The following is a 19480-nucleotide window of genomic DNA, read 5'->3' as shown; positions in this document are numbered from 1 at the left end:
AAAATCCATTATTTAAGACAAAAATAAAAAAGTGAGCAAATGCTCACTTTTTCTCGTATGTCCAGCCTTCTTTTTGGTAAACTAGATCATTTTTCATGAGATGACCTAGTGCTCGTTTAAAGGCTGCCTTACTCATTTGAAATCTTTCGCGGATATCCTCTGGATCACTTTTGTCTCCATAAGGCATGGCGCCATTTCTTGTTCTCATATAGGTTAAAATTTCTTCTGCATCGACAGATAATGCATCCTGTTTTCTAGGAAGCAGAGAAACGTTTACGGTTCCATCCTCTTTCACTGCAATGACGCGTCCTGTAACGGTCGATCCTAATCTTGGCTCTTCCTTTCGTTCCGTGCGGTGAATAAACCCTCGCACGCCTGTATCTGTCAGCATAAAGGAACCTGTCGCAATTAAACGATAAATGGTTCCAGTGATTTCTTTGTTCATTAAGGTTTCTGGTGCCTCAGTGAACAATTCACTGATCACGTCTTCTGTGGCTGGTTTTGCGAACATTCTGCCGTAGCTCGTGACTTTCAGCATACAGTAGAGTTTGTCTCCTTTTTTCGGCCATGCTTCCTCAAAAGGCGGGAGATGTTCTGTTGCAACAAGTGCATCCTTTGACAGCCCAACATCGACAAATGCGCCCATGTCTTCTACCACGTCCACGACTTCTACCCAGCCGTATGTATGTGCGTTAATTGTAGGTATTTTCATCGTGGCAGCGAGTCTTTCTTCATGATCTACATATAAGTAGACCTCTACTTCATCTCGGTCACCAATATCTTCTGTCATTTCACTGCGGTGTAAGAGGACCGAATCTTCACCGTCTGTCAAAAAGTAGCCGTATTCCATTTCATTCTCTATTTGCAAGGTCAGTTGCTCACCTGGTCTCATGTTCTCTTCCTTCCTATCTGCCCATAAAAGAGCGTTCGTTCATCTTTTGATTCACTCTATTCTACTATACTTCTCCCCGCATGAACATCTCTAGTTCTGTTAGCTAAAGTGGACAAACTGGACACGATTTATACGGCTGGCGGCTGTACTCTTTGATAAAGTTTTCTTCTTCTGCTATTTGCATGATAAAATAGACGCAATATCTAAACTTGGAGGTCATGTGTGATGGCAAAAGAAAGCTCATTTGACATTGTATCGAAGGTTGAACTGCCTGAAGTGCAAAACGCTGTTCAAGCAGCACTGAAAGAAATTAAAAACCGTTATGATTTTAAAGGAAGTAAAAGTGATATTTCTCTCGAAAAAGAAGAGCTCGTTCTCATCTCTGATGATGACTTCAAACTTGAGCAGCTAAAAGATGTGCTTGTGACAAAGCTGATCAAACGAAATGTTCCAACTAAAAATATCGATTACGGAAAAACTGAGCATGCCCTAGGCGGTACAGTGCGCCAGCGTGCGAAGCTCATCAGCGGGATTGATCAAGACAACGCCAAAAAGATTAACGCGCTTATCAAGCAGTCTGGTATCAAAGTGAAATCACAATTTCAGGATGACCAAGTGCGTGTGACAGGGAAAAATAAAGATGATTTACAAGAGGTGATTTCTCTTATGCGCAAGGCTGATTTGCCGATTGATGTCCAATTTATAAATTTTCGATAAATTTCAAATTTTCCATTGATTATTTCTGCATTTTTCGTTACAGTTGATGGAAGTTCAATTCATTGACATGTTCATATTGCTTTCTTATCAAGAGAGGCAGAGGGACTGGCCCTGTGAAGCCTCAGCAACCGGTGTAGTAGAAATCTATTTTCTATGACCAAGGTGCTAAATCCAGCAAGCAACTGCTTGGAAGATAAGGAGAAGAATTACGATACAGCCAAAAAGTCTTCTTCTTATCAGAAGGCTTTTTTTGTTACATAGAAATAAGGAGGAATACAATGGGCCTATTACAAGACTTACAAAACCGCGTACTGATAGCTGACGGAGCGATGGGAACACTTTTATACTCTTACGGCATTGACCGCTGCTTTGAAGAATTAAATTTATCGAAAGAGGATGAAGTGAAACGCGTTCACGAGGCATATGTGCAGGCTGGCGCTGACATCATCCAAACGAACACATACGGCGCGAATTATATTAAACTATCCCGCTACGGCTTAGAGGAAGAAACAAAACGCATCAATACAAAAGCAGTACAAATTGCAAAAGCAGCCGCAGGCTCTGCTTATGTACTCGGAACAATTGGCGGCATTCGGACGTTTAACAAAAATGCCTACTCTATAGAAGAAATCAAACGAAGCTTTAGAGAGCAGCTGTACATCCTATTAAATGAAGAACCTGACGGATTGTTGCTTGAAACGTATTATGACATAGAAGAAGCAAAGGCTGTTCTCCAAATTGCCCGCAAAGAAACGACTCTTCCGATTGTCATGAACGTCTCTATGCATGAACAAGGGGTTTTGCAGGATGGTACCCCGCTGAAGGATGGTTTATCTGAGTTATCATCTCTTGGTGCAGATGTTGTCGGCATCAACTGCCGGCTGGGCCCTTATCACATGATTCAGGCACTCGAAGGCGTTCCACTTTTGGAAAATTCGCATTTATCTGTCTATCCTAACAGCAGTCTCCCCTCTCTTGAAGCAGGCAGACTCGTCTATGATACCGATAACGATTATTTCCGAAAAAGTGCACTTGAATTTAGAAATCAGGGCGCACGTATTATCGGAGGCTGCTGCGGAACAACACCTCAGCATATTAGCGCAATGGCTGAAGCGGTCAAAGATTTAGCACCGATCACTGAAAAAGAAGTGAAGGTGTTAAAAGAAGAAATCATTTCCATCCAAGATCAGCGCACTGAGCCAGGTCTTGATGAGCTGGCTGTGAAAAAACGTTCGATTATCGTAGAGCTTGATCCGCCGAAGAAGCTGAACTTCGAAAAATTTCTCGTTGCTGCAAATGAATTAAAGGATGCTGGCATTGATGCATTGACGTTAGCCGATAATTCTCTTGCGACTCCGCGCATTAGCAATGTCGCTTGCGGCGCATTATTAAAGCAGCAGCTCGATATGCGTTCTCTTGTTCATATCACATGCCGCGACCGTAATTTGATTGGGCTACAATCCCATTTAATGGGGCTCGACACCCTTGGATTAACCGATATTTTAGCGATCACAGGCGATCCATCTAAAATTGGAGACTTCCCAGGTGCAACATCTGTATATGATTTAACCTCCTTTGATTTGATTCGTCTCATCAAACAATTTAACGAAGGCCTTTCTTTCTCAGGAAAGCCCCTTGGCAAAAAGACCAATTTTTCAGTGGCTGGCGCGTTTAACCCAAATGTGCGCCATATTGATAAAGCAGTCAAACGTCTTGAGAAAAAAATCGAGTACGGTGCTGATTATTTTATTTCACAGCCTGTTTATTCTGAGGAACAGCTTGTAAAAATTCATGAGGAAAGCCGCCACTTGGATAAACCGATTTACATCGGCATTATGCCGTTAACAAGCAGCCGAAATGCAGAGTTTATTCATCACGAAATTCCCGGCATCAAATTATCTGATTCTATTCGTGACATTATGGCTAAGGCTGGCGAGGATAAAGAAAAGCAGCGAGCAGAAGGTTTAGCGATTGCCCGCTCTTTATTAGATACAGCCTGCGAATTGTTTAATGGCATTTATTTAATTACTCCTTTCCTTCGATCAGATTTAACAGCAGAACTGACCACCTACATCCATCAGAAAGAAAAGGAGTCTAACGTCCATGTCAACTATCACTGAACAGCTCAAAAAACGCATCCTCGTGCTTGATGGGGCAATGGGCACAATGATTCAAAACGCCAACCTGACAGCAGAGGACTTTGGCGGAGAAGAGTATGAGGGCTGTAACGAGTATTTGAATGTGACAGCCCCTCACATCATCTCTAAGATCCATAGGGAGTACCTCGAAGCAAATGCTGACCTCATTGAAACAAATACGTTCGGCGCGACAGAGCTCGTCCTTGATGAATATGGGCTTGGCCATCTTGCCTATGAACTCAATGTTCGAGCTGCGCGGCTGGCTAAGGCTGAAGCAGACCGTTTCTCTACACCGGAGCAGCCTCGTTTTGTTGTAGGCGCAATGGGCCCAACAACGAAAACATTATCTGTGACAGGAGGCACAACCTTCAGTGAGCTCGTCAGAAACTATGAAGAACAGGCCCGCGCTCTGATTGACGGAAAGTGTGATGCCCTTCTTTTAGAAACAAGCCAAGATATGCTGAATGTAAAAGCTGGATTCAAAGGGATTCAAGAAGCCTTTCAGCAGACGGGCATTCAATTACCACTCATGGTATCAGGAACGATTGAACCGATGGGCACCACCCTTGCTGGCCAGGATATTGAAGCCTTTTATATCTCTCTTGAGCATATGAAACCCATCAGTGTGGGCCTGAACTGTGCGACTGGTCCAGAATTTATGACAGACCATATTCGCACGCTATCCTCCATTGCAAAGTCAGCGGTGAGCTGCTATCCGAATGCTGGTCTCCCAGATGAAGAAGGCCAATATCATGAATCCCCTGTCTCTCTTGCGAAGAAAATCGCCGCCTTTGCTAAGGAAGGCTGGTTAAATATCGTCGGCGGCTGCTGCGGGACTACACCTGCGCATATTCAAGCATTGTCAGATGAAGTACGCACGCTTCAGCCGCGTCGTATCAATTGCGAATCACCGCAGCATACCGTATCAGGAATTGAGCCCCTTATTTATGAGGATTCGATGCGTCCTCTTTTTGTAGGCGAACGGACCAATGTCATTGGTTCTCGCAAATTCAAACGGCTCATTGCGGAACAAAAGTTTGAAGAAGCAGCAGAAATTGCTCGTGCTCAAGTGAAAAATGGCGCTCACGTCGTTGATGTGTGTCTCGCCGACCCAGACCGTGATGAGGCAGCAGACATGGAAGGCTTTTTACAAGAAGCCATGAAAAAGGTGAAAGCCCCTTTTGTCATTGATTCAACGGATAAACACGTGATTGAAAAGGCACTCACCTATTCTCAAGGGAAAGCCATCATCAATTCCATCAACCTTGAGGATGGCGAGGAACGCTTTGAAGAGATTCTTCCTCTTGTGAAGCTATATGGAGGTGCACTTGTTGTTGGCACGATTGATGAAATAGGAATGGCCGTGACAGCAGAACGAAAGCTTGAAATTGCTGTACGTTCTCACGATTTGCTAACGAGGAAGTATGGAATTCCCGCAAGTGACATCATTTTTGATCCGCTTGTCTTTCCCGTAGGCACTGGAGACGAGCAATATATTGGCGCCGCTGAAGAAACAATCAAAGGCATTAAAATGATCAAGGAAACCCTGCCTGAGTGCCTCACTATTTTAGGCATCAGTAACGTATCTTTCGGACTTCCGCCTGTTGGCAGAGAAATCTTAAATGCCGTCTATTTGTATCACTGCGTGCAAGCAGGGCTTGACTATGCCATTGTCAATACAGAAAAGCTTGAACGCTTCGCTTCCATTCCAAAGGAAGAAATCAAACTAGCTGAAACCTTGCTTTATGAAACAAATGATCAAACACTGGCTGAATTCACCCAATTTTACCGCGGCAAAAAGAAAACGGAGAAAAAACCAAAGGTGTCCTTATCACTTGATGAAAGACTGGCGCTCTACGTCGTCGAGGGAACGAAAGAAGGTCTCATCGATGATCTAGCCCTTGCTTTGGAGCATTATGAATCGCCGCTTCATATCATCAATGGCCCGTTAATGCAGGGCATGGCTGAAGTTGGTCGTCTTTTTAATCAAAACGAACTGATCGTAGCCGAGGTACTCCAATCGGCAGAGGTCATGAAAGCATCTGTTTCGTTTCTTGAGCAATATATGGAAAAGCAACATGCAAGCGGGAAAGGAAAGATTCTTCTTGCGACTGTAAAAGGAGATGTCCATGATATCGGGAAAAACCTTGTCGACATCATTTTGAGCAATAATGGCTTTCAAGTGGTCGACCTCGGTATCAAGGTGACACCTCAAACATTGATTGAAGCTGTGCAAAAGGAAAAACCAGATATGATTGGATTATCAGGCTTACTTGTAAAGTCCGCACAGCAAATGGTACTAACCGCTCAGGATTTACAAAAAGCAAACATTTCTGTTCCTATTTTGGTCGGCGGTGCTGCCCTTTCTCGTAAATTTACAAAAATGAAAATTTCGCCTCATTATGATGGGCCTGTTCTTTATGCAAAAGATGCTATGGACGGACTGTCATTAGCCAATGAGTTAAAAGCAAATCCACTGCAATTTCAAACAAAGCCGCCAGAAGAGCCAGCGGCACCTATCAAGGAGAAAGAAGGAAAGCAGCCGAAAGCTGTCATTGAATTACTAGAAAAACGCGCATCTCTCCCGCAAGCACCGGTATTTACACCAGAAAATACCACACGCCATTATGTGAGGGACATCGATTTGCATCATATTATGCCATATGTGAATGAACAAATGCTCATTGGTCATCATCTCGGTTTAAAGGGAAAGGTCAAAACCTTATTAGCTGAACAGCACCCAAAAGCATTGGAATTAAAACAGCTTGTCACAGATCTTCTAAACGAAGGCAGAGAGAAAAACTGGTTTGCGCCAGCATTTGTGTATCAATTCTTCCCTGCCAGTTCAGACGGAAATGATTTGCATATTTATGATCCTGAAGAACCTGACCGCATCATTGAAACGTTCCAATTTCCAAGGCAGGAGAAGCTCCCGTACCGCTCTATTTCTGATTATGTACGGAAAAGTGATGAAAACGAGAAAGATTATATTGCCTTATTCGCCGTCACAGCCGGCGCGCGTATACGTGAAGTCGCGCAGCAATTTAAGCAGGAAGGAGATTATTTAAAAATGCATGCTGTCCAAGCTCTGGCACTTGAGCTTGCAGAAGGATTGGCTGAAAGAACCCACCAAGTGATTCGTGACAAATGGGGATTCCCTGACCCAGTCGATTTTACAATGGAAAAGCGATTCCAAGCGAAATATCAAGGGCAGCGCTATTCCTTTGGTTATCCAGCGTGTCCAAATCTTGAGGACCAAGAAAAGCTGTTCAAGCTGCTTCAGCCTGAAAAAATCGGCATCCATCTGACAGAAGGATTCATGATGGAACCGGAAGCATCTGTTTCAGCGATCGTCGTTTCCCACCCTGAAGCTCGATATTTTAATGTTCATTAAGACTAGAACCTCCGTCATTGGGGGTTCTTTTTTGATACACGCTGAGAGGAAAAGGATCTTCCTTTTCCTTTTTCTTATGCCTTCATATGGTACGATACATATAGATGAAATCAGCTAAGAAGGAGTTGCGTGTATTGGAAAACGTTGTACAACGAACTTTAACACTTGATGACATACCCGATCTTATCGCATTGTCAAAAGAGGTCGACTGGCCTGATTACAATGAGGATGAGCTTACATCTCTTTTAACAAACGGATATTTTACAGGTTTTTCAACAACAGATGGACAAGTGATCTCATGTGCGGGACTTTTCCAATATGATAAAGCAGCATCAATTGGTGCCGTTATTGTATCTGAGACGCATCGCGGCTTAGGCCTTGCGCGGAAAATGATTGACACCCTGCTTCGCCGGAGCGATCAAAGTGTTCCTGTCGTTTTAACTGCTACTGTACAAGGACAGCCCGTTTACGAAAAAATCGGATTTCAAACGGCCGGCTATATTCATACATACAAAGCACAGACCACGAATCCATCGGCTTTTCGTGTGTCAGGCGGGATTCACCTTTCTCCTGCTGATGAAGCGGACCTTCCGTCTATTGAAGCACTTGACGAAAAAGGTGCAGGCACCAATCGATCAAGCTTTATAAGAAAGCGAATGGAACGAGCATCGTTCCGGCTGATCGCAAAGAATGAGCATCATGAAACAACTGGATTTGCATTTGGCATCGAAACCCCTGCTAATCTAATGATTGGACCGCTTACAGCAAACGATGAACAAACCGCTCTCTCGCTCATCCAATCACTCATCTCGTCTTATTCAGGGGCAATTCGTTTAGATATGCAGGAAGAAACTGCTGAACGCCTGCATGAAACACTTGTTGAAGCAGGATTTACGAAAACAAACGTAGCCCATTTTATGATGATTCGCGGGAAAGAAAAACTAAATGATCCCGCCCTTTTCTATTTTCTTGCCTCTCAAGCATTTTCTTAAAAAACAAACAAGCTGTAGACACTTAATGTCTACAGCTTTTCTATTACTTCTCCCCAACTGACGAAAGAACATGAGCTAGTGCATTTGTGACCTTCCCATGCTCTGATGCATGCGGGCGGTCATCACCATCTCCATAGCCATAATCAATCATTCGATTACGATTTAAGCAAAGCTTTGTCAGCTTCGGCTGGAATAGATCAAATAATTCAAAACGGTCTTTTAGCTGCGGAAATTGCTTTTGATACTGCTGAATTTCTTCCGCAAGCAAACGCCAAAGAGTCGTTTCATCTAACAGATTGTGATTGTCTAATACGTTGGATACATAACGCAGATTGCAAATAAATAATCCTGTAAAGATAAATTGTACTAGACCTTCTGGCGGCTCACTGCGCAGCACTTCTTTTAAATCTTCTTCTAGTGAAGCTAATTCAGGCAGCGGCTGGTCACTTATATTCACATCATCAACGAAATCTTTGATCGCCAAACGATGCGGCTGATGATTTTTTAACACAAGAATTGTATTTTGCCCATGCGGTGAAAAGACTGTGCCGTATTGATACATAAAGTGCAGCAGCGGCGGCATCACGACATGGAAGAACTTCGTCATCCATTCTTTTGCTGAGAGACCTGATTTTTCAATCAGCTGCTTGATATACGGCTCACCTTCATGATCCTCGTAAGTAAGTGCCGCAAGTGTAACAGGGCTCTCCCCTTCTTCTAAGTACGTATAAATGCTTTCTCTAAAAATGACACCGAGCATCTCAAGATATTGATACGGCGCACCAGGCAGTTTGCTGTAGTATGGATGATCGACATTGATACTTGCATTCTCACCTGGTAAAATGACGCGGCACACATCAGATAAAAATGAGTCTTGATCGGCAATCCCTTTAATATGCGCTGTAATGCGCGGGGCAATGACCGTACGTTCTGATGGGAGTCCACGGTACACGAGCGTATTTAAAATACTCATTGGCAGTTTAATATGATGCTTGTCTTTATTTGAGATATTTGTAAAGGTTCTGATCGACTGCTGCGGGATATATTGATCCAGCCCCTCTCCCAAATACACAATCCGGCGCAAGGCCAAATCTTCAGGGAAATGCTGAATAATCATATGCGTCCACTGCCACTTATGGACAGGCATCATATAATAGTCAGCTGCATTCAGTCCTTCATCCTTTAACACACGCTGAAATTGACGAATCGTGACTTCATCTAATTCTTTAGCGATCACCTGCTCATAGTTTTCATGATCGACTGCATGGAATGTCGCAAGCTCTCTATGTACAGCAATCCAAGACAGCTGCACACATTCCTGCCGTTCTGGTGCATAGGCTAAGTAATCATCGTAGCTGAATCCTATACGTCCTTTGTTATACACAATCCAAGGATGGCCTGTCATTTCTCCTTCAATCCATGCATAATCCGTATCTGTCAGTTCATCCGCACGAAGTGCTTTTTTCGACAGCAAATGGACATCGGCTAACAAAGTATGGTGAAGCTCTTTGATAAGATGGCCTGTTGTGTCAGAAGACATTGGAATGATCGGCTGAATGTCTAGTAAAAACACAATGGCACTGACATCCTTTGACCATTTTCCATCTTGACAGTACTCAATTGATTCAGCGATTGTATCAAAACTATCAAACAACCGAGGTTTTGCCAGATAACGATATTTCTTATGTTCGTGAATGATTAATTCATACTGCGCGATGCCATCCTTACAATCCAGCTCAACAGGATGAAGCATGTCCTCATACATGTATTCAGACAGCATTTTTGCCACCATTCGCTGGTTTGCCTTTTTCCAAGCAGCAGGATTCACCGCTTTTTTCAATTCATCTTGTACACTCATCGCTTCATCCTCCTTATCCTTTCATTTCTTCAAATGTGTGTGCGTTCTTGTGTGTACCAAATGTCTGGAAGACGTGCTTTTGATAAAGTGGATACACAGTTTGACGAGCAAGTTCATTGATGATCACACTGTTTCGATAAGCCCCCAGCCCCAAATCTGGTGCGCCGACCCCATGTGTATGAAGCTCTGCATTTTGTACAAAAATATCATTTTCACCCATCATATTTGTTTTCAAACGATATTCACGTTCAACTTGGAATCTCCCTTGATCATCCCATTGAATGTGATGAGAAATAGGGTTGATAAATGGCGGCAGAACGGATTGGTAGCCAGTCGCCAATACGACAATATCCGTCTCATGTGTAAAGGATTCTTCCTTGACCCATTGCGTGCATGAAAGTGATAACCCGCCCGCTGTTTCCTCAATCAAGTTGACCTCTGTCATGGCTTGAAGCACTGTGTTCAGCTGGTTTCCGCAGGCAGAACGTTCATAAAGCAAATGATAAATATCACGAATCATCGCCGAACTGATACCTTTATACAGCAAGTCTTGCTGTTTTAATAACGCATCCTTTTTGGCTTGCGGAAGCTCATAAAAGAAATCAATATAGTCAGGGGAGAAATACTCAAGTCCAAGGTTTGAATATTCCATTGGGAAAAATCCTTTTGATCGTGTAAACCAGTGAATATCCTTTGCCTCATCATCTGATAAAATGTCATAAAACACTTCTGCCGCACTTTGACCAGAGCCGATAACTGTTACAGATTTCCCTTTGAAACAGCCTTCTTTCTTTCGTTTTAAATAGTCAGCTGAGTGAAAAACCTTCTCTCCTAAAGCTGGCTGGAGCGATGCGGGTATCGCCGGCTGCGTGCCAATTCCTAAAACGAGATGTTTGCTTTCAAATACCTCTACAGTTTGGTTCTTTACATGACGGACATGCACTTCATACCGCTTTTCCCCTGCCTTTTCAATCAGTGAGACAGATTCGACGTTCATGCCAAATCGGCAGGAATCTAACTGGTCAGCGACCCAGCGGCAATAATGACTGTATTCCTTGCGCGGGATATGGAAGTCCTCTAGAAAATAAAATGAATACAAACGGTTTTGTTCCTGCAAATAGTTGAGAAAGCTATATTTGCTTTTCACATCTGCCATGCTGACAAGGTCCGCTAAAAATGGGACTTGCAGTGTTGTCCCTTCAATGAGCATCCCTGGGTGCCAGTGAAAGGCTTCACTTCTTTCAAAAAACAAAGCGTTGATTTCATTTACCTCTTCAGATAATGCGGCAAGCCCCAGGTTAAACGGGCCAATGCCGATCCCTATTACATCCACTACATTATTTTGCTTGTTGAACCGCGTCATGGTTATACTTCCTTTCGAATCTTTCTCGATCACAAAACATCAAAAGACCTGTTTTATCGGGTAAAGTAACTGGTTTTACACGTTCGAAGCCACATTTTTCAAATACATGAATCATTTTTTCATTGCGAATATCCGGCTCAGCAACGATTTTTTCTGTTCGTTTGTTCTGCTCAAATTGAAATGCTGTCATTGCCTGAAGGAGCGGCGCAGCAAATCCTTTTCCCACATAATCCGGCTCCCCTATTAACAGGTGAATGCCTTGATCATGCGGAGAAGGCTCATAGTAGGATTCAATGATATCCCCTTTCACGTTGTAAGCCTCAAAATAACTCATTGGTGTCCCATCAATCGTGCCTAAATAAAGGGTTTGATGCGGATCATGTATGGCCTGATAAAAATGCTTTTCAAAATCAGAAAACGGAATATTCAAATGCCAAAATGGGTGAACGTACTCTTCTTGCATCCACTTATGGACAAGCTGAACGTCTCTTTCATATTCAGCGCGAATAAACCTAATACGATGCCTCATCCAATCAGCGCCTCCTTATGTAAAAAGAGCGGATTTAAGACAGCCGTGTAACGAGATTGTGTTTCCAGAGATCCGGTCAGCTCATCCATATCTTCAAATCGTGTCAGCAAATTCGCTTTTGAAGGAAGTTCTTTTGAGCGGAGAAGGCTGTTAGTCAGATCAGATGCTCCGTACGTCTCCTCATGAGCGAGCAATGTATCTCTCACGAGTGCCAGCAAATCTTCTTCCTTTGCAAGGCCTTCCGTGCCAAAGCCATTAATGAGACCAAATAAATGATTAAAGAAGAAATAATAACGGAGTCTCTCAACGGCTACATCATCCGCACAAATGGTTTCACTTCTTACGCTCAAGTTTTGAACTAGATTTGCGAGCTTATCCTTTTTCGATTCACTATAATAGTAGCCTTGGTTGTCACGGTAATAGAAGGTCTCTGGATAACCATCCTTCATTTGCACAACAGCATTTTGCTGATGGGCCTCGAGTGCAAGACCATACGTTTCAAACAGCCAGAGCATCGGCTTTAACGAAATAGTCAAATATTGTTTAAACCAATCTTGGCTGACCGCTTCTGTTGACCTGCCTTCTGCGCCTGCAAGTTTATGAATGATTCCTGCTAATCTCGATTTCCCTCCATACGCATGATCCTGACACAGCCCAGCAATTAAGCTTGCGCCTTTTTCACGATGCAAGAATGGATTTTGACGAATGACCACTTCAAAGCCAGATTCCGCTTCATCTCCTCGAATAGAGAGATATGCAGGATCTTCAATGACCCGGAATCCAGAGAATTTTTCATATAAAGAAACGCCTAATTCTGTTTTTAAGATGCGGGACATCTCTACTCCTCGATCCAGTTCCTTTTGTTTATTGATGCGTAACGAGTTTGTAATTTTCACAGGAACAGAGAATTTGAGCATGTAAGCAGAATCCTTTTGATAGACCGTTCTAAAGGATGAGGTCGCTGTGTATTCAGACCCGAGCGGTCCTAAATAAGTCAGTTTCCCCTCCTCTATATAACGCTTCACGAATGCCTTCTCCATGACCACTTTGACTTGCAGCGGATGAATCGGAATGAGCACATATTCTCCGTTTTCTGTTAACCTATTCAGCCTCTCTGTTTCTTCTGGCACCTGACGCGAAAGCTCTTCTAACATGAGGTTTGCCGCAGATTGTGAAATAGACGAATCCTGAAGCACAATCGAATGGTGCGCTTTAAAGTAATGAAGCTGGAAAGCTCCTTTCAGCTCAGGAGAATAGACGGCTTCCTCCTCTTCTGTCATTCCTTGTCTGCTTTTTGGTGTAGGATGTGTTAAATGGCCAAGGAGAAGTGATTGCTCAGCCTCGATGTACTCAAAATCAGCTTGAGATAAAGCAGCTTGATCACTTTCTCTCTCCCGTAAAAATCGTTCAATATTTCGGCAGCTTAAAATGATGCGAAGCATGAATTCATCCTCTGCATCTGTGCGGCCATATGCAATGAGAAGCTCCTTTGAACATAAAGCAACAAGTGTCGTGTAATCGACGACTGTTCCCTCTTTTTCGCTGCCACTTGGACGAAAGCGAATCGGAAAATCAAAGAGATGGCGGCCTACAGATGAAAAATATCGGATCGGAATCACAAGCTCAAGGTCTTGCTTTGCTAGTTTTGCCACGAATACAAGCGAACCATCTGCTTTCGTCTCTTTTTTTGCAGATCGATCGATTCCTGTTTCACGTAAAAAACAGTTTAAAAAGCTTTGCATAGTTGCATTTTCAGCCATTTGTTTATATTGACTCAACGTAGTACCCTCCCGGATTGAATATGAGCGATCCCGATATCAACGATGTCAGAAAGGATTTCCTCAATATGTGTGATTGTCGTTCTCGGATTTAATAAAGTGAATTTTAAGCACGTTTGACCATCCACCACTGTTTTCGCAATGACAGCAGTTCCTGATTTGAATAACGTTCGATGGATGATTTTATTGATGTCATCCGCCCCCTTAAATCGAAACACAACTGCATTGATTTCTGGTTCAGGATTGATCACTTCAAGGTGATCATTTCTCTCGATAAGCGCAGCCACATCCTTCGCAAAATCAATGGTATGGTCAATAATGTCACCAAACCCTTCCTCCCCAATCAGGCGAAGAGAAAGAAGCAATTTCAGTGCGTCGAACCGGCGCGTCGTTTGGACAGATTTATGGACAAGATGTAGTATTCCATCCAGTTCATCTTCTTTTGGATTAAGATAATCTGCATGATAATTGATCAAGCCGAAATGTCTCTTATCCTTCAGCAAAAATGCCCCGCAAGAGATCGGCTGATAAAATTGTTTATGAAAGTCAATCGTGATGGAATCAGCAAGCTCAATACCTTCTAATTTACACCTGTAGGTTTCGCTTAATATAAGCGCACCTCCGTAAGCAGCATCTGCGTGAATCCATAGACCGTATGGCTTGACGATGTCATACACCTCTCGAACCGGGTCAATACTGCCAAAATCAGTTGTCCCGCAAGTCGCCACTACCGCAAAAGGCAGGAGATCCTGTTCCTTTAACTCAACAAGTTTCTTCTTCAAATCGTTGAGGTCCATGCGGTGATGCTCATCTGTCTCTACTAGAACAACTGCCTGCTCCCCTAAGCCTAGCTGGGATGCAGATTTTTTCACAGTGAAGTGAGCATTCTTAGAGCAAAGAATTCTCATGCGGTGAGCCTCACTCGGCAAGCCTTTCTGCTGAACATTCCATTGCCATGTGTTTTCACAAAATGCATCTCTTGCAAGAAGCAGTCCCATGTAGTTAGATTGGGTGCCACCGCTCGTAAATGTCCCATCTGCTAGATTTCCATAAGAAAACTTCGCACATAGCCACTTTAAAATTTCCTCCTCAACCAAAGATGCAATACCGCTTTGATCGAAGGAATCCATTGATTGGTTAAAGGAGCTTACCATCACCTCTGCGGCAAGAGCAGGTATGAGCGGCGGGCAATGCAAATGTGCCAAGCATTTAGGATGCGATACATCAACGAGATGCGGCAAAAGATGCTGCTTTATATCTTGAAAGACAGATTCCATTGATTCGCCAGACGGTTGAAACTGAAATAAGGATTCGACACTAGCCGCTAATTTCCCAGGCAATATTCCGCTGTATGGTCCTTGGTCTTTTTGCCACTGATCCAGTAAGCTGTCGATAGATGTATGAAGAGCCGCTCGGAAGGACTCTCTTCCAAGCTGGCTTTGATTGATAAATAATGAATCCACAGAAGCTTTAGTTGATTGCATCGTAAACGGCCTCTTTGAAAATGGCGATGACTTGTTCAAGCTGTTCTTCTGTCATGATCAATGGCGGTAAGAATCGAATGACGCTACCGAAACGGCCTCCTGTCTCTACAATTAAGCCTTTGTCGAAGCAATTCTTTTGAATAAGACTTGCTAGCTCAGGATTTGCTGGATAACTTCCATCCACATCCTGCTTTTCATTTGGATTGACAATTTCAGCACCAATCATTAATCCTCTTCCTCGAACATCACCGATAGCAGGTACATTTTTTTGTATGTCTTTTAAATAAGCCTGCATGCGATTCCCTAACTGGTCTACATGATCAAGCAGATTGGTTTCTTTTATAAATTTAAGCGTAGCAGTTCCTGCAGCCATCGCCATTTGATTTCCTCTAAATGTGCCAATGTGTGCACCTGGATTCCATTGATCCAAATCTTGATCATAAATCACAACTGAAAGCGGCAGGCTTCCACCAATGGCTTTAGATAATACAATAACGTCTGGCACAATTCCTGCATGTTCAAAGGCAAACATCTTACCTGTTCGGCCAATGCCTGATTGAACCTCATCGATAATGAGCGGAATGCCTTTTTCTTTTGTGATTCTTCTCATTTCTTTTATCCATTCAATAGATGCTGGAATTGAGCCTCCCTCACCTTGCACAGCTTCAAAGATCATACCTGCTGGCGGAAGAATACCACTTTCAGGATCATTTAATACACGCTCAATATAAGAACTGGAAATACGGTGTGAATCTTTCCCGCCAATACCAAATGGGCAGCGATATTCATATGGATAAGGCATGAAATGCACATCTGGAATTAACCCTTGCACTCTTTCCTTTGGAGACAAATTTCCGCTTAATGACATCGTGCCATGTGTCGCACCGTGATAAGCACCGTGGAAAGAAAGAATGGAACGATTACCTGTCGCTGTCTTGACTAATTTAATCGCAGCTTCTATGGCATCACCGCCAGTTGGTCCACAAAATTGAATTTTTGCTCTCTTTGCAAACTCTTCTGGCAGGTGAGAAAAAATTTCATTCACAAACTCTTCTTTAATTTCTGAGGTTATGTCCAACGTATGCAATGGTCTTTTTTCATGAAGCATACGTTCAATAGCTTCTATAACAACCGGATGATTGTGACCAAGTGCAAGTGTTCCTGCGCCTGACAGACAGTCATAAAACTCTCTGCCATCTGCATCTGTCACGATCATACCCTCGGCTTTTTGCATGGCTAATGGGAACCGTCTCGGGTAAGACCTTGCATTAGATTCTCTTTGACTTTGCTGCTCTAAAAATTGCTGATTTTTAGAAACGGTTTTGATGGACATAATAAAACACTCCTCCAATTGATAAAGATTATCATTTTCATTTATTAGCCTAGAGGATGTGAGATAGGAAAGTCAATTGTATTCAAAAAGATGATTCAAAAAGCATATGAATGCAATTTTCTCTTTTTAATGAGTATTTTCGAGTAATTTTTACAAACCTTACTGCCATAAGGAGATGGAACGCATGAGACGATTTGATATTGAAAAAAATTACAAATCATTCTTCCTGGTTCTTTTGTTCTATTCAACTCAAAGCGCTCATTTTATGAAGAAATTTGGATGAAATGAAGGTAGAAAATTGAAGAAGTAACATCATTTTCTCTTGATATAAATGGTTTGGATGGTATAATTTCTCTGAAACATAAAGGAATGGAGGGGAATTTGATGATTTTTACAAAGCACGATCTTCACCATTACTTAACGCAGGATAAGAAAGCATTAGCGATTACGCGCAGAAGACCAAAGTGGTTTGGGGACGATATATGGAAATATCAAAGGTATTTACGAAAATATGAATACTATTCTAATAGCGGCGCTCTACTGCGCAAATGGTTTTATCGCTATTTACATAAAAAGAAAGGCGTGCAGCTTGGCTTTGATATTCCGATTGGCGTCTTTGGCCCCGGCCTTAGAATCAATCATAGTGGTCTCTTAATTGTGAATAAGCACGCAAAAATTGGGGCATTTTGTGATATTCATCAAGGGGTGAATATTGGCCAAAACCATTCCGAAAAGGATGTCCCAACCATTGGAGATCACGTATGGATTGGCCCTGGTGCTAAGCTGTTTGGAGACATTTATATTGCAAATCATATTTCAATCGGAGCAAATGCCGTGGTGAATCGTTCCTTTCATGAACAGCAGATCGTCATTGCTGGTGTACCGGCTCAAAAGGTAAAAGAAAAAGGCCCTTCTTCATGAAGGCGCCTGATAAAAAAGAATAACACCGATCAAAACAGAGATGAGCAGCATGAGATAAAACAAGATGGTTAAAATCAAGATCGTCCAGCCCAGCCCCTTCCTCTCTGTCTTGATCAAATAAATACCGAGTACGATGGTACTAAATAGCACGCCTAAAATGGCCCACAGCCATTTGTCTTTGTTGTGCTTTGGCGCATCAAACCATAAATAGATGGCCACAGCGAGTGAAACGAATAGACCCGTTATTCTCAAGATTAAACTCCCCCTTATTATGTATACGCGCTCTCTATGATGCGTTTGAGTATCCGAAGATCAGCAACAGGAAGTAAAAGACAAAGACTAGTATAACAATAGAATAGATGATGATGGACACGATCAGAACTGTCCAGCCCAATCCTTTTCTTCCTGTTTTGATGAGGTATATCCCAAATGCAAAGAGCCCGAATAAAAGACCTAAAATAGACCATAACCATTTATTTTTCCCATGTTTTGGTGCATCTATCAATAGATAGATTGCGACTAAAATAGAAACAAACCATCCAGTTATCCAGCCCACATTCATCTGCCACCCTTCTTCTTCAGTTTATTCCATTATATGATACTTTTGTCCTGAAAAAATCATGATTCAGAGGATATTGCGTGGAAGGCTTCGCCATTCTTCTCTCAACATTCCGTAGCGCATTGAATCATAATAAACCCCTTGATAATAACGGACCTTTCTCAGTCTCCCCTCAAGGACAAATCCGCATTTCTCTGCGCACCGCATCATCCGTTCATTCCCTGACCAAGTTGTTAAACCAATTCGAGGGATATCAATATGCGTAAATAACACATCAATCCATAGATTTAATGCCTTTGTCCCAATACCCCCGCTCCAAAAACGTGAGTCATAAATGATAATGCCGCATTCAAGCCACCTCGTACGTTCATTCTCCCAATAATATGAGACGGTGCCTTTGATATCACCATCTATTTCAATGCCATATAGCTTTTGAGGAATGGATTCTTCCTGTAAGTAACGTTTCTTAAATGCAGCAAGCGGGATTTCGTGTTCATAAAAATAAGGGGCATTCCATTTTCGATAGGACTGGTCTGATGCTTTAAATTTTAAATGCCACACCGTTTCTAAGTCCGTTTCGGTTAATGGACGTATGTTCACAAGCTCTTCCTTTTCACTTTTCATCTGTTCACGTTCCTTTACTTTGTCGTTCTTTTTGCTAAATGACGGTACTCGATCGGCGTCATGCCTTCATTTTGCCGAAACAGCTTAGAAAAATAAGTAGGGTCGTCAATCCCTACATGATCTGCAATAGCAGCGATTTTTTCATTCGTTGAGGCCAGCATGCTTTTGGCTTTTTCGATTTTGAGACGATGGCTGTACTGGTTTGGCGTCAATCCATATACCGTCTGCATACATCTTGTCATGTAGTCAGGATGATAGTGCAGTTTCTCTGCAAGCTGCTCCATGTGTAATTTCTCCATAAAATGATGCTCAAGATAATGAACCACTTCTGATGCGACGGTCTCCTTTGCACTTGGAATATGGAATGCTTCCTTTTGCAGGTGAATGAGCAGTTCCTCAAATAGAAGCTGTTTTTTCAGCGGAAGTTCAGATGCACCATGATTTAGTGCTCTCATCGCTGAAAGGTGTTTTTCTAACACACTTCGTCCTTTCACTTTTCCTAAACGGGGCAGACTAAATTCATAGGTTGCCGGCTTTTCAAAGGTAGCTTGATTTTGTTTCATATCAATCCAGTGTTCTCTCGGCCGGTTCGTCAGCTCAAATCGGTCAATTGAGAAATGCAGCCACTCATAGTGGGTTTCCTCTTCACATGGCAGATGTCCACCATGAGACAGGCCCGGTGAGAGAATCATATATTCACCTTCTTTTACATGAAAAGCCTCCTCGCCCTCTGTCATCCATAGTTCACCTTTTGTGACATAGAGCAGATCAAATACAGTGAAGGTTCTTGAGATATGTCTTTCTCCTTGATGAAATACCCCTTTACCTGATGCAATATAAGTAGGAAACGGCGGTACAGTAAATGTAATAAATCGATCCATATTCATCCCCTTATGAA

At 42.6% G+C, this 19480-nt stretch carries 16 protein-coding genes and 1 riboswitch; of the genes, 5 read left to right on the top strand and 11 right to left on the bottom strand.

The window, feature by feature from the left end; translation table 11 throughout:
• Nucleotides 1-43 precede the first annotated feature (43 nt).
• On the bottom strand, nt 44-892 hold the full coding sequence (locus NSQ76_RS05965; protein WP_025093387.1) for a CvfB family protein: 849 nt from the start codon (nt 890-892) through the stop codon (nt 44-46).
• Between the two features lie 225 nt (nt 893-1117).
• Here NSQ76_RS05965 and NSQ76_RS05960 point away from each other — a divergent pair, with 225 nt between their 5' ends.
• The 4 genes from NSQ76_RS05960 to NSQ76_RS05945 all read left to right on the top strand — a co-directional run bounded on the left by NSQ76_RS05960 (nt 1118) and on the right by NSQ76_RS05945 (nt 8133).
• Nucleotides 1118-1609, top strand: a complete 492-nt coding sequence (locus tag NSQ76_RS05960) for a YajQ family cyclic di-GMP-binding protein (RefSeq protein ID WP_012009527.1) — start codon at nt 1118-1120, stop codon at nt 1607-1609.
• 81 nt (nt 1610-1690) lie between these two features.
• A riboswitch (SAM riboswitch) is annotated at nt 1691-1809 on the top strand.
• A gap of 78 nt (nt 1810-1887) precedes the next feature.
• Complete coding sequence (locus tag NSQ76_RS05955; protein WP_034621789.1) at nt 1888-3729, top strand: bifunctional homocysteine S-methyltransferase/methylenetetrahydrofolate reductase; 1842 nt, start codon at nt 1888-1890, stop codon at nt 3727-3729.
• Nucleotides 3713-7141 (top strand): methionine synthase, encoded by a 3429-nt coding sequence (metH, locus tag NSQ76_RS05950; RefSeq protein ID WP_341052973.1) that lies wholly within the window; start codon nt 3713-3715, stop codon nt 7139-7141. Before NSQ76_RS05955 ends, metH begins: the two co-directional genes overlap by 17 nt.
• A gap of 134 nt (nt 7142-7275) precedes the next feature.
• Nucleotides 7276-8133, top strand: a complete 858-nt coding sequence (locus tag NSQ76_RS05945) for a GNAT family N-acetyltransferase (protein ID WP_070325692.1) — start codon at nt 7276-7278, stop codon at nt 8131-8133.
• A gap of 43 nt (nt 8134-8176) precedes the next feature.
• Here the strand turns inward: NSQ76_RS05945 and NSQ76_RS05940 are convergent, their stop codons facing one another.
• The 6 genes from NSQ76_RS05940 to NSQ76_RS05915 are packed head-to-tail and all read right to left on the bottom strand — an operon-like array spanning nt 8177 to nt 16478.
• Nucleotides 8177-9991, bottom strand: coding sequence for an IucA/IucC family protein (locus tag NSQ76_RS05940; protein WP_341052969.1), 1815 nt, complete (start codon nt 9989-9991; stop codon nt 8177-8179).
• A 13-nt stretch (nt 9992-10004) separates the two neighbouring features.
• The gene (locus NSQ76_RS05935; protein WP_341052966.1) at nt 10005-11354 is read right to left on the bottom strand and encodes a lysine N(6)-hydroxylase/L-ornithine N(5)-oxygenase family protein; all 1350 of its coding nucleotides are present in this window, start codon (nt 11352-11354) and stop codon (nt 10005-10007) included.
• A complete protein-coding gene (locus NSQ76_RS05930) occupies nt 11329-11883 on the bottom strand; it encodes a GNAT family N-acetyltransferase (RefSeq protein ID WP_025093381.1) in 555 nt (184 codons plus the stop codon). Before NSQ76_RS05930 ends, NSQ76_RS05935 begins: the two co-directional genes overlap by 26 nt.
• Complete coding sequence (locus tag NSQ76_RS05925; RefSeq protein WP_034621795.1) at nt 11880-13661, bottom strand: IucA/IucC family protein; 1782 nt, start codon at nt 13659-13661, stop codon at nt 11880-11882. The genes NSQ76_RS05930 and NSQ76_RS05925 overlap by 4 nt, the downstream gene beginning before the upstream one ends.
• Nucleotides 13658-15145, bottom strand: a complete 1488-nt coding sequence (locus tag NSQ76_RS05920; protein ID WP_135032370.1) for a pyridoxal phosphate-dependent decarboxylase family protein — start codon at nt 15143-15145, stop codon at nt 13658-13660. Before NSQ76_RS05920 ends, NSQ76_RS05925 begins: the two co-directional genes overlap by 4 nt.
• On the bottom strand, nt 15132-16478 hold the full coding sequence (locus NSQ76_RS05915) for an aspartate aminotransferase family protein (protein ID WP_341052960.1): 1347 nt from the start codon (nt 16476-16478) through the stop codon (nt 15132-15134). Before NSQ76_RS05915 ends, NSQ76_RS05920 begins: the two co-directional genes overlap by 14 nt.
• A gap of 384 nt (nt 16479-16862) precedes the next feature.
• On the opposite strand from NSQ76_RS05915, the gene NSQ76_RS05910 reads away from it, so the two are divergent.
• Nucleotides 16863-17399, top strand: coding sequence for a serine O-acetyltransferase (locus NSQ76_RS05910; protein ID WP_041117087.1), 537 nt, complete (start codon nt 16863-16865; stop codon nt 17397-17399).
• Here NSQ76_RS05910 and NSQ76_RS05905 read toward each other — a convergent pair.
• From NSQ76_RS05905 to NSQ76_RS05890, 4 genes are all read right to left on the bottom strand, one after another.
• The gene (locus tag NSQ76_RS05905; RefSeq protein WP_029707533.1) at nt 17394-17651 is read right to left on the bottom strand and encodes a hypothetical protein; all 258 of its coding nucleotides are present in this window, start codon (nt 17649-17651) and stop codon (nt 17394-17396) included. The two genes, NSQ76_RS05910 and NSQ76_RS05905, sit on opposite strands and share 6 nt — an antisense overlap.
• Before the next feature lie 34 nt (nt 17652-17685).
• Nucleotides 17686-17961, bottom strand: a complete 276-nt coding sequence (locus NSQ76_RS05900; protein WP_024425087.1) for a hypothetical protein — start codon at nt 17959-17961, stop codon at nt 17686-17688.
• 63 nt (nt 17962-18024) lie between these two features.
• Nucleotides 18025-18582 carry a GNAT family N-acetyltransferase gene (locus NSQ76_RS05895; protein ID WP_034621799.1) on the bottom strand — a complete coding sequence of 186 codons (558 nt, stop codon included), beginning with the start codon at nt 18580-18582 and terminating at the stop codon, nt 18025-18027.
• Nucleotides 18583-18596: 14 nt separating this feature from the next.
• Complete coding sequence (locus NSQ76_RS05890) at nt 18597-19463, bottom strand: AraC family transcriptional regulator (protein ID WP_268478838.1); 867 nt, start codon at nt 19461-19463, stop codon at nt 18597-18599.
• Nucleotides 19464-19480: the final 17 nt, after the last annotated feature.

Origin of the sequence: Bacillus sp. FSL M8-0256 (assembly GCF_038005765.1) — a bacterium.
Classification (GTDB): Bacteria; Bacillota; Bacilli; order Bacillales; family Bacillaceae; genus Bacillus; species Bacillus safensis.
The sequence above is the reverse complement of the archived record's forward strand: the minus strand, read 5'-3'. Positions and strand labels throughout refer to the sequence as shown.

Coding starts and splice junctions, on each gene's coding strand:
- NSQ76_RS05965 (WP_025093387.1), bottom strand. CDS start 892: ATGAGACCAGGTGAGCAACTGACCTTGCAAATAGAGAATGAAATGGAA.
- NSQ76_RS05960 (WP_012009527.1), top strand. CDS start 1,118: ATGGCAAAAGAAAGCTCATTTGACATTGTATCGAAGGTTGAACTGCCT.
- NSQ76_RS05955 (WP_034621789.1), top strand. CDS start 1,888: ATGGGCCTATTACAAGACTTACAAAACCGCGTACTGATAGCTGACGGA.
- metH (WP_341052973.1), top strand. CDS start 3,713: ATGTCAACTATCACTGAACAGCTCAAAAAACGCATCCTCGTGCTTGAT.
- NSQ76_RS05940 (WP_341052969.1), bottom strand. CDS start 9,991: ATGAGTGTACAAGATGAATTGAAAAAAGCGGTGAATCCTGCTGCTTGG.
- NSQ76_RS05935 (WP_341052966.1), bottom strand. CDS start 11,354: ATGACGCGGTTCAACAAGCAAAATAATGTAGTGGATGTAATAGGGATC.
- NSQ76_RS05930 (WP_025093381.1), bottom strand. CDS start 11,883: ATGAGGCATCGTATTAGGTTTATTCGCGCTGAATATGAAAGAGACGTT.
- NSQ76_RS05920 (WP_135032370.1), bottom strand. CDS start 15,145: ATGCAATCAACTAAAGCTTCTGTGGATTCATTATTTATCAATCAAAGC.
- NSQ76_RS05915 (WP_341052960.1), bottom strand. CDS start 16,478: ATGTCCATCAAAACCGTTTCTAAAAATCAGCAATTTTTAGAGCAGCAA.
- NSQ76_RS05910 (WP_041117087.1), top strand. CDS start 16,863: ATGATTTTTACAAAGCACGATCTTCACCATTACTTAACGCAGGATAAG.
- NSQ76_RS05900 (WP_024425087.1), bottom strand. CDS start 17,961: ATGAATGTGGGCTGGATAACTGGATGGTTTGTTTCTATTTTAGTCGCA.
- NSQ76_RS05895 (WP_034621799.1), bottom strand. CDS start 18,582: ATGAAAAGTGAAAAGGAAGAGCTTGTGAACATACGTCCATTAACCGAA.
- NSQ76_RS05890 (WP_268478838.1), bottom strand. CDS start 19,463: ATGGATCGATTTATTACATTTACTGTACCGCCGTTTCCTACTTATATT.